This is a genomic window from Klebsiella sp. LY (genome assembly GCF_004010915.1).
In the GTDB taxonomy this organism is placed as follows: domain Bacteria; phylum Pseudomonadota; class Gammaproteobacteria; order Enterobacterales; family Enterobacteriaceae; genus Klebsiella; species Klebsiella quasipneumoniae.
In genome coordinates, this window is sequence record NZ_CP022444.1 from 2,654,928 (window position 1) to 2,669,659 (window position 14,732).

Annotated in this window: 12 protein-coding genes and 4 tRNA genes; 11 read left to right on the forward strand and 5 right to left on the reverse strand. The window is 57.5% G+C overall.

Annotated features, from left to right (window positions below; translation table 11 throughout):
• The 9 genes from wzxE (at position 1) to CE636_RS15905 (ending at position 6,549) form a co-directional block, all read left to right on the forward strand.
• Positions 1–1,251, forward strand: coding sequence for a lipid III flippase WzxE (wzxE, locus tag CE636_RS15865; RefSeq protein WP_004886828.1), 1,251 nt, complete (start codon positions 1–3; stop codon positions 1,249–1,251).
• Entirely contained in the window at positions 1,248–2,324 is a 1,077-nt protein-coding gene (locus CE636_RS15870) for a TDP-N-acetylfucosamine:lipid II N-acetylfucosaminyltransferase (RefSeq protein ID WP_017899405.1), read from the forward strand. Before wzxE ends, CE636_RS15870 begins: the two co-directional genes overlap by 4 nt.
• Positions 2,321–3,667, forward strand: a complete 1,347-nt coding sequence (gene wzyE / locus CE636_RS15875; protein WP_017899404.1) for an ECA oligosaccharide polymerase — start codon at positions 2,321–2,323, stop codon at positions 3,665–3,667. The genes CE636_RS15870 and wzyE overlap by 4 nt, the downstream gene beginning before the upstream one ends.
• An 11-nt stretch (positions 3,668–3,678) precedes the next feature.
• The gene (gene wecG, locus CE636_RS15880) at positions 3,679–4,419 is read left to right on the forward strand and encodes a lipopolysaccharide N-acetylmannosaminouronosyltransferase (protein ID WP_004886818.1); all 741 of its coding nucleotides are present in this window, start codon (positions 3,679–3,681) and stop codon (positions 4,417–4,419) included.
• Positions 4,420–4,624: 205 nt separating this feature from the next.
• Positions 4,625–6,010 (forward strand): bifunctional threonine/serine APC transporter ThrP, encoded by a 1,386-nt coding sequence (gene thrP, locus CE636_RS15885; protein WP_004886813.1) that lies wholly within the window; start codon positions 4,625–4,627, stop codon positions 6,008–6,010.
• A gap of 102 nt (positions 6,011–6,112) precedes the next feature.
• Positions 6,113–6,189: transfer RNA gene (locus CE636_RS15890), tRNA-Arg, on the forward strand.
• A gap of 55 nt (positions 6,190–6,244) precedes the next feature.
• Positions 6,245–6,320, forward strand: a tRNA-His gene (locus CE636_RS15895).
• A gap of 23 nt (positions 6,321–6,343) precedes the next feature.
• Positions 6,344–6,430: transfer RNA gene (locus tag CE636_RS15900), tRNA-Leu, on the forward strand.
• A gap of 42 nt (positions 6,431–6,472) precedes the next feature.
• Positions 6,473–6,549, forward strand: a tRNA-Pro gene (locus CE636_RS15905).
• A 461-nt stretch (positions 6,550–7,010) separates the two neighbouring features.
• Here CE636_RS15905 and hemY read toward each other — a convergent pair.
• The 4 genes from hemY to hemC are packed head-to-tail and all read right to left on the reverse strand — an operon-like array spanning position 7,011 to position 11,101.
• Complete coding sequence (gene hemY, locus CE636_RS15910) at positions 7,011–8,207, reverse strand: protoheme IX biogenesis protein HemY (protein ID WP_017899403.1); 1,197 nt, start codon at positions 8,205–8,207, stop codon at positions 7,011–7,013.
• A 3-nt stretch (positions 8,208–8,210) separates the two neighbouring features.
• The gene (gene hemX / locus CE636_RS15915; RefSeq protein WP_004886808.1) at positions 8,211–9,401 is read right to left on the reverse strand and encodes a uroporphyrinogen-III C-methyltransferase; all 1,191 of its coding nucleotides are present in this window, start codon (positions 9,399–9,401) and stop codon (positions 8,211–8,213) included.
• Between the two features lie 21 nt (positions 9,402–9,422).
• Positions 9,423–10,163, reverse strand: a complete 741-nt coding sequence (gene hemD / locus CE636_RS15920) for a uroporphyrinogen-III synthase (RefSeq protein WP_017899402.1) — start codon at positions 10,161–10,163, stop codon at positions 9,423–9,425.
• On the reverse strand, positions 10,160–11,101 hold the full coding sequence (gene hemC, locus CE636_RS15925; RefSeq protein ID WP_004886804.1) for a hydroxymethylbilane synthase: 942 nt from the start codon (positions 11,099–11,101) through the stop codon (positions 10,160–10,162). Before hemC ends, hemD begins: the two co-directional genes overlap by 4 nt.
• A 357-nt stretch (positions 11,102–11,458) precedes the next feature.
• Between hemC and cyaA the strand changes: the two genes are divergently transcribed.
• On the forward strand, positions 11,459–14,011 hold the full coding sequence (gene cyaA / locus CE636_RS15930; protein ID WP_025999157.1) for a class I adenylate cyclase: 2,553 nt from the start codon (positions 11,459–11,461) through the stop codon (positions 14,009–14,011).
• A gap of 48 nt (positions 14,012–14,059) precedes the next feature.
• On the opposite strand, the gene cyaY is transcribed toward cyaA, so the two are convergent.
• On the reverse strand, positions 14,060–14,380 hold the full coding sequence (cyaY, locus tag CE636_RS15935; protein ID WP_017899399.1) for an iron donor protein CyaY: 321 nt from the start codon (positions 14,378–14,380) through the stop codon (positions 14,060–14,062).
• 146 nt (positions 14,381–14,526) lie between these two features.
• On the opposite strand from cyaY, the gene lptM reads away from it, so the two are divergent.
• Positions 14,527–14,730 carry an LPS translocon maturation chaperone LptM gene (lptM, locus tag CE636_RS15940; RefSeq protein ID WP_004886794.1) on the forward strand — a complete coding sequence of 68 codons (204 nt, stop codon included), beginning with the start codon at positions 14,527–14,529 and terminating at the stop codon, positions 14,728–14,730.
• Positions 14,731–14,732 lie beyond the last annotated feature (2 nt).

The following is a 14,732-nucleotide window of genomic DNA, read 5'->3' on the forward strand; positions in this document are numbered from 1 at the left end:
ATGTCGTTAGCAAAAGCTTCATTGTGGACGGCGGCATCGACGCTGGTCAAAATCGGCGCCGGGCTGTTGGTCGTCAAGCTGCTGGCCGTCTCGTTTGGGCCCGCGGGCGTTGGCCAGGCCGGTAACTTCCGGCAACTGGTCACCGTACTCGGCGTGCTGGCCGGGGCCGGGATATTTAATGGCGTCACGAAGCTGGTGGCGCAGCATCACGACGATCCCCCGCGCCTGAAGCAGGTGGTGGGCACCTCGTCGGCGATGGTGCTTGGCTTTTCCACACTGCTGGCGCTGGTGTTTTTACTGGCCGCGGCGCCGATAAGCCAGGGGCTGTTCGGCCATACTCATTATCAGAATCTGGTACGGCTGGTGGCGCTGGTACAGATGGGGATCGCCTGGGCGAACTTCCTGCTGGCGCTGATGAAAGGCTTTCGCGATGCGGCGGGTAACGCCTTCTCGCTGATTGCCGGGAGCCTGATCGGCGTGGCGGCTTACTATGCTTGCTACGTGTTGGGCGGCTATCAGGGCGCGCTGCTGGGGCTGGCGTTAGTTCCGGCGCTGGTGGTGGTTCCGGCGGGTATTATGCTCTGGCGGCGGGGTAATATCCCGCTGAGCGCCCTGCGTCCGCGCTGGGATAACGGTCTGGCGGGACAGCTATCGAAATTTACCCTGATGGCGCTGATAACCTCAGTGACCCTGCCGGTGGCTTATGTGATGATGCGTAATCTGCTGGCGGCGCATTATGGCTGGGAGGCGGTGGGTATCTGGCAGGGGGTGAGCAGCATCTCTGATGCCTATCTGCAGTTTATTACCGCCTCGTTCAGCGTCTATCTCCTGCCGACGCTGTCGCGGCTGAGCGCCAAAACGGATATCACCCGCGAGATAGTCAAGTCGCTGAAATTCGTCCTGCCGGCAGTGGCGGCGGCGAGCCTGACGGTCTGGCTGCTGCGCGATTTTGCCATCTGGCTGCTGTTTTCCGATCGCTTTACCGCGATGCGTGACCTGTTCGCCTGGCAGCTGGTGGGCGACGTTTTAAAAGTAGGCGCCTACGTCTATGGCTATCTGGTGATCGCCAAAGCGTCGCTGCGTTTTTATATTCTGACGGAAATCAGTCAGTTCACACTGCTGACCGCATTCTCACACTGGCTTATACCGGCGCACGGCGCGGTTGGCGCGGCGCAGGCGTATATGGCCACTTATATTGTTTATTTCGCCCTTTGTAGTGGCGTGTTTTTACTCTGGCGTAAACGGGCATGACAGCACTGATACATGTACTGGGATCAGATATCCCGCATCATAACCAGACCGTACTGCGGTTCTTTAACGACGAACTGGCCGCCGATCCGCAGGCCAGGAGATTTATGATCGTCGGTGATGAGGCCAGCGTGCGTGATGGGTATCCGGCGCTGGACATCACCTGTTATCCGGGGAAGAAGTCGCTGGCGCAGGCGGTGATTGCGCAAGCCAAAGCCAACCGCCAGCAGCGCTTTTTCTTCCACGGCCAGTTCAATACCGGCCTGTGGCTGGCGCTGTTGGGCGGTGGTATCCGCCCGTCGCAGTTTAACTGGCATATCTGGGGGGCGGATCTGTACGAAAACGCCACCAGCCTGAAGTTCCGTCTGTTCTATCCGCTGCGCCGCCTGGCGCAGGGGCGGGTAGGGCGCGTTTTCGCCACCCGCGGCGATCTGAGCTGGTTCGCAAACCGTCATCCGCGCGTCCCGGGCGAACTGCTCTATTTCCCGACCCGTATGGATCCGGCGCTGAATACCCTGGCCGAAAACGCGCCGCGCGGCGACACGCTGACCATTCTGGTGGGTAACTCCGGGGATCGCAGCAATGAACATATTGCCGCGATGAAGGCTATTCATCAGCAGTTTGGCGATACGGTAAACGTCATCGTGCCGATGGGCTATCCGGCGAATAACGAGGCCTATATCAATGAGGTTCGTGAGGCGGGGGCGGCGCTGTTTAGCGGTGAGCATCTGCAGATCCTCAGCGAGAAACTGGAGTTTCATGATTATCTGGCGCTGCTGCGCCGCTGCGATCTGGGCTATTTCCTGTTCGCGCGTCAGCAGGGGATCGGCACCCTGTGCTTGCTGATTCAGGCGGGCATTCCCTGCGTGCTCAACCGCGAAAACCCGTTCTGGCAGGATATGACCGAGCAGCATGTGCCGGTGCTGTTCACCAGCGATGCGCTGGACGTCAGCGTGGTGCGCGAAGCGCAGCGCCAACTGGCGAGCGTGGATAAGTCGGGTATCGCTTTCTTCCGGCCGAACTATCTGACGGGCTGGCAGCGGGCGCTACGGTTAGCGGCGGAGGGGCAGGCATGACGTTAATGCAATTTAGCGGGCTGCTGGTAGTCTGGCTGCTGTCGACGCTGTTTATCGCTACCGCCACCTGGTTTGAGTTCCGCCGGGTACGCTTCAACTTCAACGTCTTTTTCTCGTTGCTGTTTCTGCTGACTTTCTTCTTCGGTTTCCCGCTGACCAGTATTCTGGTGTTCCGCTTTGACGTCAGCGTGGCGCCGCCGGAGATTTTGCTGCAGACGCTGCTGATCGCGGTGTGCTTCTATGCGATTTACTACGTGACCTATAAAACGCGGCTGCGTCCGGCATCGCGTGAGGTTGCGCGTCGGCCGCTGTTCACCATGAACCGGGTAGAAACCCATCTGGCGTGGGGCATTTTGATGGGGCTGGCGCTGCTGTGCGTTGGCATCTTCTTCGCCCACAACGGTTTCCTGCTGTTTAAGCTCAACTCCTACAGCCAGATTTTCTCTGCTGAAGTCTCCGGCGTGGCGTTGAAGCGCTTCTTCTACTTCTTTATTCCGGCGATGCTGGTGGTCTATTTCCTGCGCCAGGATTATAAGGCGTGGATCTTCTTCCTCGTCAGCACGGTGGCCTTTGGTTTGCTGACCTACGCCATCGTCGGCGGGACGCGCGCCAATATCATCATCGCCTTCGCCATCTTCCTGTTTATCGGCATTATTCGCGGTTGGATCAGCCTGTGGATGCTGGCGGCGGCGGGCGTGCTGGGCATCGTCGGCATGTTCTGGCTGGCGCTGAAGCGCTACGGGATGAACGTCAGCGGCGACGAAGCGTTTTATACCTTCCTCTATCTCACACGCGATACCTTCTCGCCGTGGGAGAACCTGGCGCTGCTGCTGCAAAACTACGACAAGATCGATTTCCAGGGGCTGGCGCCGATGATCCGCGATTTCTACGTCTTTATCCCCAGCTGGATGTGGCACGGTCGCCCGACGATGGTGCTCAATACCGCCAACTACTTTACCTGGGAAGTATTAAACAACCATTCGGGGCTGGCGATTTCGCCGACGCTGATTGGCTCGCTGGTGGTGATGGGCGGCGTCTGGTTTGTGCCGCTGGGCGCCGTGGCGGTCGGGTTGATTATTAAATGGTTCGACTGGCTGTATGAGCTGGGCAACCGGGAGAGCAATCGCTATAAAGCGGCTATCCTGCACAGTTTCTGTTTCGGCGCTATCTTCAACATGATAGTGCTGGCGCGCGAGGGCCTGGATTCGTTCGGCTCCCGCGTGGTGTTTTTCCTCGTGATCTTTGGTATCTGCTTGCTGGCGGCGAAACTGCTGTACTGGTTCCTGGATAGCGTGGGACTGATTCATAAGCGCGTAAAACCGCTTTCGCAACCGCAAGTCTGAGAAGGATGGACATGACTGGGACCATTTCCGCGCCGTTGTACCTGTTAAGAGGGCTGCAGCTCATAGGCTGGCGCGATATGCAGCACGCTCTGGATTATTTGTATGCCGACGGCGTTCTCCGCGAGGGGACGCTGGTGGCGATTAATGCCGAGAAAATGCTGGCCGTAGAGGATAACCCGGAGGTGCGGGCGCTGATTGAGGCGGCGGAGTTTAAATATGCGGATGGCATCAGCGTGGTGCGTTCGCTGCGTAAAAAATATCCGCAAGCCCAGGTGTCCCGCGTGGCAGGGGCCGATCTCTGGGAAGCGTTAATGCAGCGCGCCGGCGCTGAAGGCACACCGGTGTTTTTGGTCGGCGGTAAACCTGAAGTCCTGGCGCAGACAGCGTCCAGCCTGCGCCAGCGCTGGCAGGTGAATATCGTCGGCACCCAGGACGGCTATTTTGCTCCTGAGCAGCGCCAGGCATTATTCGAACGCATTCGCGACAGCGGGGCGAAAATCGTCACCGTCGCCATGGGGTCCCCGCGTCAGGAGATCTTTATGCGCGACTGTCGGCGTCTGTACCCGCACGCGCTGTATATGGGCGTCGGCGGCACTTACGATGTTTTCACCGGGCACGTGCATCGGGCGCCGAAGTTCTGGCAGGATCTGGGGCTGGAATGGTTCTATCGTCTGCTTTTACAGCCGAGCCGCATCAAGAGACAGTTCCGCCTACTGCGCTATTTACGTTGGCATTATTCCGGTAAGCTCTGATATTCCACTGCAACCAGGCGAGTTTGCATACATATTCTGTGTAATCTCTTCACTCGCCTGATACTTTATTTGCCATTTCCGCAAAATTAATTAACCATTCGCAGGCTTTATACGCGCGGGGGAGACCTGCGCGTCGGCAAGGCTATGAGTTCAGTTAATAACAATAACCGGGAGTACCCGGAATACGGCAAACACAAGAGGATATATGACTGAGAAAAAAGCGGAGCTCCAGCGTGGACTGGAGGCCCGGCATATTGAACTGATCGCCCTTGGTGGGACGATTGGCGTGGGGTTGTTTATGGGGGCGGCCAGTACGCTGAAGTGGGCTGGACCTTCCGTGCTGCTGGCGTACATTATCGCTGGCCTGTTCGTCTTTTTCATTATGCGCTCAATGGGCGAAATGCTGTTCCTTGAGCCCGTCACCGGCTCTTTCGCGGTGTATGCGCATCGCTATATGAGCCCCTTCTTCGGCTACCTGACCGCGTGGTCGTACTGGTTTATGTGGATGGCGGTGGGCATCTCGGAGATTACCGCCATCGGCGTCTATGTGCAGTTCTGGTTCCCGGAGATGGCGCAGTGGATACCGGCATTAATTGCCGTGGGGCTGGTGGCGCTGGCAAACCTCGCGGCGGTCCGGCTGTACGGTGAAATCGAGTTCTGGTTCGCCATGATTAAAGTGACCACCATTATTGTGATGATCGTCGTGGGCCTGGGCGTCATTTTCTTCGGCTTTGGCAACGGCGGCCACTCCATCGGTTTTGGCAACCTGACCGAACATGGCGGTTTCTTTGCCGGCGGCTGGAAGGGCTTCCTGACGGCGCTGTGTATCGTGGTCGCCTCATATCAGGGCGTGGAGCTCATCGGCATTACCGCAGGTGAAGCGAAAAATCCGCAGGTTACGTTACGTAGCGCGGTGGGCAAAGTGCTGTGGCGGATCCTGATTTTCTACGTCGGCGCGATTTTCGTTATCGTCACCATTTTCCCATGGGATCAAATCGGCTCCAACGGCAGCCCGTTCGTACTGACGTTTGCCAAAATCGGTATTACCGCCGCGGCGGGGATTATCAACTTCGTGGTGCTGACGGCGGCGCTTTCCGGCTGCAACAGCGGGATGTACAGCTGCGGACGTATGCTGTACGCCCTGGCGAAGAACCGTCAACTGCCGGCGGCGATCGGTAAGGTATCGCGCAACGGCGTTCCTGCCGTCGGCGTGGCGCTGTCGATTCTGATCCTGCTGGTAGGCTCCTGCCTGAATTACATCATTCCTAATCCCCAGCGGGTATTTGTCTATGTCTATAGCGCCAGCGTCCTGCCGGGGATGGTGCCGTGGTTTGTGATCCTGATTAGCCAGCTGCGTTTCCGTCGCGTACATCAGGCAGCGATAGCCAGCCATCCGTTCCGTTCGCTGCTGTTTCCGTGGGCCAACTATTTCACCATGGCTTTCCTGATCTGCGTGCTGGTCGGGATGGGGCTGAATGATGAAACCCGGATGTCGCTCTTTGTCGGTATTATTTTCCTTGCTGCCGTTACCCTGATTTATAAGGTGTTTGGCCTTGGAAGACAGGGACAAATCAATAATCCGGCTGAATAAGCGTCAAAACGAACAAAGCATGAGCAAACGATAATTTTCTTTAAAAAGGCACTAGACAGCGGGGGAGGAAGTCCGTATTATCCGACCCCGCAACGGCGCTAAGCGCCCGTAGCTCAGCTGGATAGAGCGCTGCCCTCCGGAGGCAGAGGTCTCAGGTTCGAATCCTGTCGGGCGCACCATTAACCCGGTGCTGGAGCTGCGGTGGTTTTAATACCGCGTAAAAGGTTTGCAGTGGTGGCTATAGCTCAGTTGGTAGAGCCCTGGATTGTGATTCCAGTTGTCGTGGGTTCGAATCCCATTAGCCACCCCATTATTTGATAGAGTTGTGAATTTGCGAAGGTGGCGGAATTGGTAGACGCGCTAGCTTCAGGTGTTAGTGTTCTTACGGACGTGGGGGTTCAAGTCCCCCCCCTCGCACCACGACTTTAACGAATTGAACTAAAAATTCAAAAAGCAGTATTTCGGCGAGTAGCGCAGCTTGGTAGCGCAACTGGTTTGGGACCAGTGGGTCGGAGGTTCGAATCCTCTCTCGCCGACCAATTTTGAACCCCGCTTCGGCGGGGTTTTTTGTTTTCTGTTACTTCCTGCCATGACTTATTCCCCTGATCTTGCTGATAAAAAATCTTCTCTTTGCTTAAGAATACGCGTCAGGAAAACTCTCAATTCATCACTGTGGTAGATGCAATTTCCCCGGATCCTGTGCGATAATAACCGGGTAGATGCTCATTCCATCTCTTATGTTCGCCTTCGTGCCTCATAAACTCCGGAATGATGCAGAGCCGTTCTTACGGTGCTTATCGTCCACTGACAGATGTCGCATTTATGCCTCATCAAACACCATGGACATTACGTTGAGTGAAGCACCCAATTTGTTGTCAAACAGACCTGTTTTAACGCCTGCCCTGATTTCAGCGCAGGCGTTTTTTTCTTTCAGGGGATCGTCAACGCGAAGGCGGGGGAGAAGCGCTATCGCCCCGCAGGAGGCGATAGCCAGACCAGGTTATTGCTGAGGGTTATTCTGCAGCGTCAGCAGCAGGCCATCGCGGCGCATGGTGGCCGCTTCCTCCGGCTGATGCAGGCGATCCAGGGCATCGGCCAGCCAGGCGTAATCAAAGGCATCCGGACGCTGCTTAAGCGCGGCGCGGAAGGCGATGCTGGCCTCCTGCCATTCACCGTGCCGCATCAGCGACTGGCCCAGGGTGCTCCACAGCAGCGGACGGTCGCCAACGGCTTTGATCTGTTGGCGCAGTACTTTCTCCAGCTGTTCCGGGTTATTGGTCTTCAGGCGCGGGATCGGCATCACCAGAAGGTCGTCATACTGTTTCTTCAGACCATCAATGATAATTTGCTGCGCGGTATCGTGATCGTCGCTCTCGATGAGGCGCTCGGCCATCGCCACCTGCAGCGGCACCAGCGCCCGCGTTTTACGGCTCTGGTTGCGCCACCATTCACGCAGCCCCTCGCTGCCGCCATCGGCCAGCGCTTTGTCCATCAGGCCAACCCACGCCAGCTGTTCCAGCGCGGCGCGGTGCTCTTCATCGCCGACGTTAGCTTTCGCCATCGACGGAATGATATCCAGCAGCGACTGCCAGGCGCCGGTGCGGGTATAAGCCTGTTCGGCGAGGCGCAGCACTTCCGGATGACGCGGGGTGATCTCCAGCAGCTTATCGATGCCATGGCGCGCGGCGTGATTTTCATTGCGCGCCAGCTGCAGGCGAACGCGGGTGATTTCCACCGGGATCAGATCATCGCCCGCCAGTTCTGTGGCGCGCTCCAGATGCTGGTTAGCCCGCGCTTCATCGCCGCGCTGCTGGGCCGCTTCCGCCGCCAGCAGATAGTTCACCACCGGCTGTTCGGCGTGATCGGCGTTTTTCGCCATCAGCTTCTCAACCTGCTGGTAATCACCTTCCGCCAGCTTAAGCAGCGCCTGCTCGGTTTGCTTACGCGCGCGACGGCGTTTACGGCCGACAAACCAGCCGCGCGTATGCGCCCCGGTGCGGAAAATGCGGCGCAGCAGCCATTCAATGGCGAACAGCACCACCATGGCGAGGATCAGGATAATCACCAGCCCGGTCACGCTGGTCTCGATATTGTAGTTATCAGTCTGGATCAGGACGTAGCCCTGATGGCCGGCGATCATCGGGCCAAGCACGATCCCGGCGATCAACAGTGCGAAGAGTAAAAGAATTTTCAGCATGCGTTACTCTCCTTGCGGCGCAGCGGGGGCGGCCGGTGCAGCAGGTGCAGACGGTGCAGGTGCGGGCGCGCCGCCCGCGGAAACGGCAGGCTGCGCCATCAGATTACGCACCCGGGTCTGCATCAGTTTTTCCAGCAACGCCTGGCTCTGCAGCGTCTCCGGCACCGTCATGGTAATGCTTTGCTGACTGAGTTTATCCACCTCTTCAAGGAAGGCTTTAGTGGTGGCGTCATCGGTATCGTAATAGGCGCGTACCCAGGTCGAGACGTTATCCAGCGACTGTTTCCATGTCTCTTCCTGATGGCGCGGCACCGCCTGCGCGGCGACCAGCAGGCGAGAGCGAATATTTTCCCGCAGATAGATATCCTGATTCGGCGCCAGCAGCGGGACCGCCGTTTCATCGCGACGGCGCACGGTGATAAAGCTGTCCATAAAATTCTGCCAGCTTTTCTGCAGATTGATGCGCCATTCGCTGATGGAGCTGGAGAGCTCATCGCTATCAGAATCCATCGGCGAATCGTCATCGTTATTATCCGCCAGCCGCAGGTTATCGATTTGGTTCGCCAGCTGATTAACCTTGAGGATCATGCCGTCGTAGTCCACCTGGTTCACCGCGGAGAGAGTGGCGATGTCGTCGGTAATCGCCCGGCGGGCGCCGATCAGGCTCGGGTCATTCATGTCGGCGAGACTGGCGTCGGCGCTTTTCAGCAGCGCGGCGGCGGTGGTGACATCCTGATCGCTCCACAGCTTACGTCCCGCCAGCTTGACGAGGAAGTCGGCCTGGGCCAGCAGCCAGGTTTTGGCGTCGCTACCGGAAATGACCGCCACTTTTTGCTGGACTTCGTCCAGCTGTTTGGCCAGCGTCTCCTGCTGGCGTTTGGCTTCGTTTAGCTGGTCGGCCTGCTGTTTGATAATGCCTTCCAGTTCGCTTTTTTGGCTCTCCTGCGCTTTTTGCAGCGCCGCGACCTGGCTTGATAATTCAGAGGTGGTTTCGTTTTGACGCGAGGCCTGCTGTTTGTTCAGGCCATACAGACCGATACCGGCGGCTATCGCAATGGCGATAGCGATCGCGCTGAGCGCCAGGCTGGTTTTGTTGCCAGCCTTCTTCTTATCAGTGTTCTCTGGCTGTGGTGTGGTCTCCACGGCCTCCCTGGTCTCTTCAACCACGGCGGATTGATTTTGTTGTTCCGTCATTATGGCTTCCAATGTTGAGAGTTATTGTAATGCGCGTAGCAGCGCATCGTTGTCGGCGCTATCGGCAACCTGAATCTCCTGCCAGCCCAGCTCCCGGGCCTGAAGGGCCAGACGTTCGCTGACAACGACAACGCGGCAGTGCAGGAGCCACCGTTCGCGATACCATTGCGGTATTAACGACCATAGCTGCTGCAGCATCTCGCCGCTGGTGACCACCAGCGTGGTGACCCCGCGAGATTGCCAGCGCATCGCTTCTTCTGCGCCATCGTAATGCTTTGCACTACGTTGATAACATTCACAAAATGTGACCCTGGCGCCGCGCTCGGTCAGCGTCGCGCCTAAGAGTTCCCGCCCGCCATTGCCGCGTAAGATCAGCGCATTTTTCCCGGCAATGTTTTGTAATTCAGGTAATTGTAGCAAGACTTCGCTAATTTCCCGATCTAACGGGTAATGGATATGCTGCCCGCTGACCGTATGCAGGGCCAGCGCCGTCGTGCGGCCAATGGCAAAATAGCGTGGGGAAGTGGGCCAGGGCAGCCCCTGTTGCTGCAGGCGGGCATGGGCGAACTCCACCGCATGCTGGGACAGCGCAAACAGCAGATCGTCAGGCCCGAGGCGGGCAAGCGCGTCGCCCAGCGCGGGAAGCTCCCGGCCAGGCGTAAATTCTATCAGCGGAAAGCCCCAGGCCACGCGTCCCATGGCCCGCAGACGGCTGACCAGCGCTTCTCCTTGCGGTAATGGACGAGTGACCAGGATGCTCATCGTGGGGCTTCTCCATCATAAACTGCCGCGAGAATGTCGCGCGCGCCGTTATCCAGGAGCTCTTCCGCCAGCGAGATGCCGAGCGCTTCGGCCTGCTCTGCTGGCCCGCGCCGTTCGCCGCGTACCATCTGCGAACCATCCGGGGCGCCAACCAGCGCCCGCAGCCACAGTTCGCCGTTGACGAGTTCCGCATAGCTGCCAATCGGCACCTGGCAGCCGCCTTCGAGACGAGTGTTCATCGCCCGCTCGGCGCGCACGCGCACTGCCGTTTCCGTATGGTTGAGAGGCGCTAGCAGCCCCTGGGTCCATGCATCGTCGAGACGGCATTCGATGCCGACCGCACCCTGGCCGACCGCCGGCAGGGATTGCTCCGGCGACAGCGGCTGGCGAATTCTCGCCTCGAGCTGCAGGCGCTTCAGGCCGGCGGCGGCGAGGATGATGGCGTCATACTCGCCGTTATCCAGCTTACTCAGTCGGGTACCGACGTTACCGCGCAGAGAGCGGATCACCAGGTCCGGACGAGTGGCGGCCAGCTGGCACTGACGGCGTAAACTTGATGTGCCAACGACGCTGCCGGCCGGGAGTTCATCAATCGAGGCATAGTGATTGGAGACAAACGCGTCGCGCGGATCGTCGCGCTCGCAGATAGTCACCAGCCCCAGACCCTCCGGGAATTCCACCGGCACATCTTTCATCGAATGAACGGCGATATCGGCGCGCCCTTCGAGCATGGCAAGCTCTAACTCTTTCACAAATAAGCCCTTGCCACCCACCTTTGCCAGCGGAGTATCAAGGATGACATCCCCGCGAGTGACCATCGGCACCAGCTCGACCTTCAGTCCGGGATGCGCGTGTTCGAGGCGCGCTTTAACATATTGCGCCTGCCATAGCGCAAGCGGGCTTTGCCGTGTGGCAATTTTCAAAACTTTGTCTAACATGCTTGTTACCGTCATTGTCGACCACTAACCATCCTAACATTGTTGTCTTACGGATGTTAGTTTTCACGGTTTATGTGGGAGATAGCTCCGGCCCACTCTTTTTTAACCTTTCATGCGCGTGGCGGTTGCCGGAGGCGTAGTGAGGAATTTACAGGTAATAAACGGTGCTACACTTGTATGTAGCGCATCTTTCTTTACGGTCAATGAGCAAGGTGTTAAATTGATCACGTTTTAAACCATTTGTCCGTCCGCTGCTCATCACAACCACACCGACGACGAATGGTGACGGTTTTTGTTGAAATACTGAAATCCTCCGTACTATTGTACCTCGGGTTTTTGAACATCAGGCGATATGTCTTGTACCTCTATATTGAGACACTGAAACAGAGACTGGATGCCATCAACCAATTGCGCGTGGATCGCGCGCTTGCTGCCATGGGACCCGCTTTCCAGCAGGTTTACAGTCTACTGCCAACGTTATTACATTATCATCACCCGCTGATGCCGGGTTACCTTGACGGTAACGTTCCCCGTGGCATTTGCCTCTACACGCCTGATGAAACCCAACGCCACTATCTTGAAGAACTGGAACTGCATCGCGGCATGCAGACCCAGGAGCCGCCAAAAGGCGAGCTGCCGATCACCGGCGTCTACTCGATGGGTAGTACCTCCTCCGTCGGCCAGAGCTGTTCTTCCGATCTTGATATCTGGGTATGTCACCAGGCCTGGCTGGATAGCGAAGAGCGCCAGCTGCTGCAGCGAAAATGCAGCCTGCTTGAGAGCTGGGCGGCCTCGCTCGGCGTGGAAGTCAGCTTCTTCCTGATCGACGAAAACCGCTTCCGCCATAACGAAAGCGGCAGCCTCGGCGGCGAAGACTGCGGTTCGACCCAGCATATTTTACTGCTCGATGAGTTCTACCGCACCGCGGTGCGTCTCGCCGGCAAGCGTATTCTGTGGAATATGGTGCCGTGCGATGAAGAAGAGCATTACGACGATTACGTCATGGGGCTGTATGCCCAGGGCGTGCTGACGCCAAACGAGTGGCTCGATCTCGGCGGCCTTAGTTCACTGTCGGCGGAAGAGTACTTCGGCGCCAGCCTGTGGCAGCTGTATAAGAGTATCGACTCGCCCTATAAAGCGGTGCTGAAAACGCTGCTGCTGGAAGCCTACTCCTGGGAATACCCCAACAACCGCCTGCTGGCGAAAGATATCAAACAGCGCCTGCACGACGGCGAGATCGTCTCCTTCGGACTCGACCCCTACTGCATGATGCTGGAGCGCGTGACCACCTACCTCCAGGCCATTGACGATGAAACTCGTCTCGACCTGGTGCGCCGCTGCTTCTACCTGAAAGTGTGCGAAAAACTCAGCCGCGAGCGCGCCTGCGTCGGCTGGCGTCGCGAAGTCGTCAGCCAGCTGGTCAACGCGTGGGGCTGGGATGAAAAGCGTCTGATGATGCTCGACAACCGGGCGAACTGGAAAATTGATGAAGTGCGCAAGGCGCACAACGAACTGCTCGATGCGATGATGCAGAGCTATCGTAATCTGATCCGCTTCGCACGGCGCAATAACCTCAGCGTCTCCGCCAGTCCGCAGGATATCGGCGTGCTGACGCGTAAGCTGTATGCGGCCTTTGAAGCGCTGCCGGGCAAAGTGACGCTGGTGAACCCGCAAATTTCGCCGGATCTGTCGGAACCGAATCTGACCTTTATTCACGTGCCGCCGGGTCGCGCCAACCGTACCGGTTGGTATCTGTATAACCGCGCGCCGGATATGGAATCGATCATCAGCCATCAGCCGCTGGAATATAACCGCTATCTTAATAAGCTGGTGGCCTGGGCCTGGTTTAACGGCCTGCTGACCTCACGCACCCGCCTGTTTATTAAGGGCAACGGCATCGTCGATCTGGCGAAGCTGCAGGAGATGGTGGCCGATGTGTCGCACCACTTCCCGCTGCGCCTGCCGGCGCCCACGCCAAAAGCGCTATACAGCCCGTGCGAAATTCGCCACCTGGCGATTATCGTCAACCTCGAATATGACCCGACGGCGGCCTTCCGCAATCAGGTGGTGCACTTCGATTTCCGTAAGCTCGATGTCTTCAGCTTCGGCGAAGAGCAAAAATGTCTGATCGGCAGCGTCGACCTGCTGTATCGCAACTCGTGGAATGAAGTGCGTACGCTGCATTTCAACGGCGAGCAGGCGATGATTGAAGCGCTGAAAACGATCCTTGGTAAAATGCATCAGGATGCCGCGCCGCCGGACAGCGTGGAGGTCTTCTGCTATAGCCAGCATCTGCGCGGCCTGATCCGCACCCGCGTACAGCAGATGATCTCCGAGTGCATCGAACTGCGTCTCTCCAGTACCCGTCAGGATACCGGGCGCTTTAAAGCGCTGCGCGTCTCCGGCCAGACCTGGGGACTGTTCTTCGAGCGTCTCAATGTTTCGGTGCAGAAGCTGGAAAACGCCATTGAGTTCTACGGCGCTATCTCGCACAACAAGCTCCATGGCCTGTCGGTGCAGGTGGAAACCAATCACGTTAAGCTGCCGGCGGTAGTGGACGGATTCGCCAGCGAAGGGATTATCCAGTTCTTCTTTGAAGACGCGGATAACAACGACAGCGGCTTTAACATCTATATTCTCGATGAGAGCAACCGCGCTGAGGTCTATCACCACTGCGAGGGCAGCAAAGAGGAGCTGGTGCGCGACGTCAGCCGCTTCTATTCGTCATCGCACGATCGTTTTACCTACGGCTCCAGTTTTATCAACTTCAACCTGCCGCAGTTCTATCAGATTGTCGAGGTGGACGGGCGCACCCAGGTGATCCCTTTCCGCACCCAGGCGATTGCCGCCGCGATACCCACCAGCCAGGACGTTACCGCCTCGCCGGTGCTGCAGCAGCGCTACTCGTAGATTTGGCCCGGAAAAGGCGCAATGCGCCGTCATCCGGGAAACATGTCATTAACGGAATCTCACCGTCTCACCGGCCTGCTGGCTCGCCGCCTGCTCCAGCAGATCCCAGAAGGTTTCACCGCTGCGATCGCAGATCCAGTCGTCGCCTTTGAGATCGAAATGGTAGCCGCCCTGTTTGGTGGCCAGCCACACCTGGTGCAGCGGCTCCTGACGGTTAATAATGATTTTGCTGCCGTTTTCAAAGCTAATGGTCAGCACGCCGCCGTTGATTTCGCAGTCGATGTCGCTATCGCCGTCCCAGTCATCCAGGCGTTCTTCGATGGTCATCCACAGGCTATCGGCCAGGCGATGGAATTCACTGTCGTTCATAATTTTATTCTGCTTTTTTGATTTTTGAAGATGGGTCGCAGTATAGCGCGAAACAAAAGCGCGCGCAGTCGGATGCTAAAGGCTTGCTTTTACGTCTTCTCCTGCGATGATAGAAAGCAGAAAGAATGAATCACGGGCAACTATCAATGAAAAACGTTTTTCCTACGCTTGCCGTTTTGTTTGCGATCTTCAGCCTGACCGGCTGCGGTCTGAAAGGGCCTCTCTATTTCCCGCCGGCTGATAAAACTGCGCCGCCGCCGACCAAACCGGTTAACCCGGGCATTCAGAGCTCAACGCCGGATCGTAACGATCGTGGCGATACTGGTGGTCCGAGCCAGGTCAATTACTAACG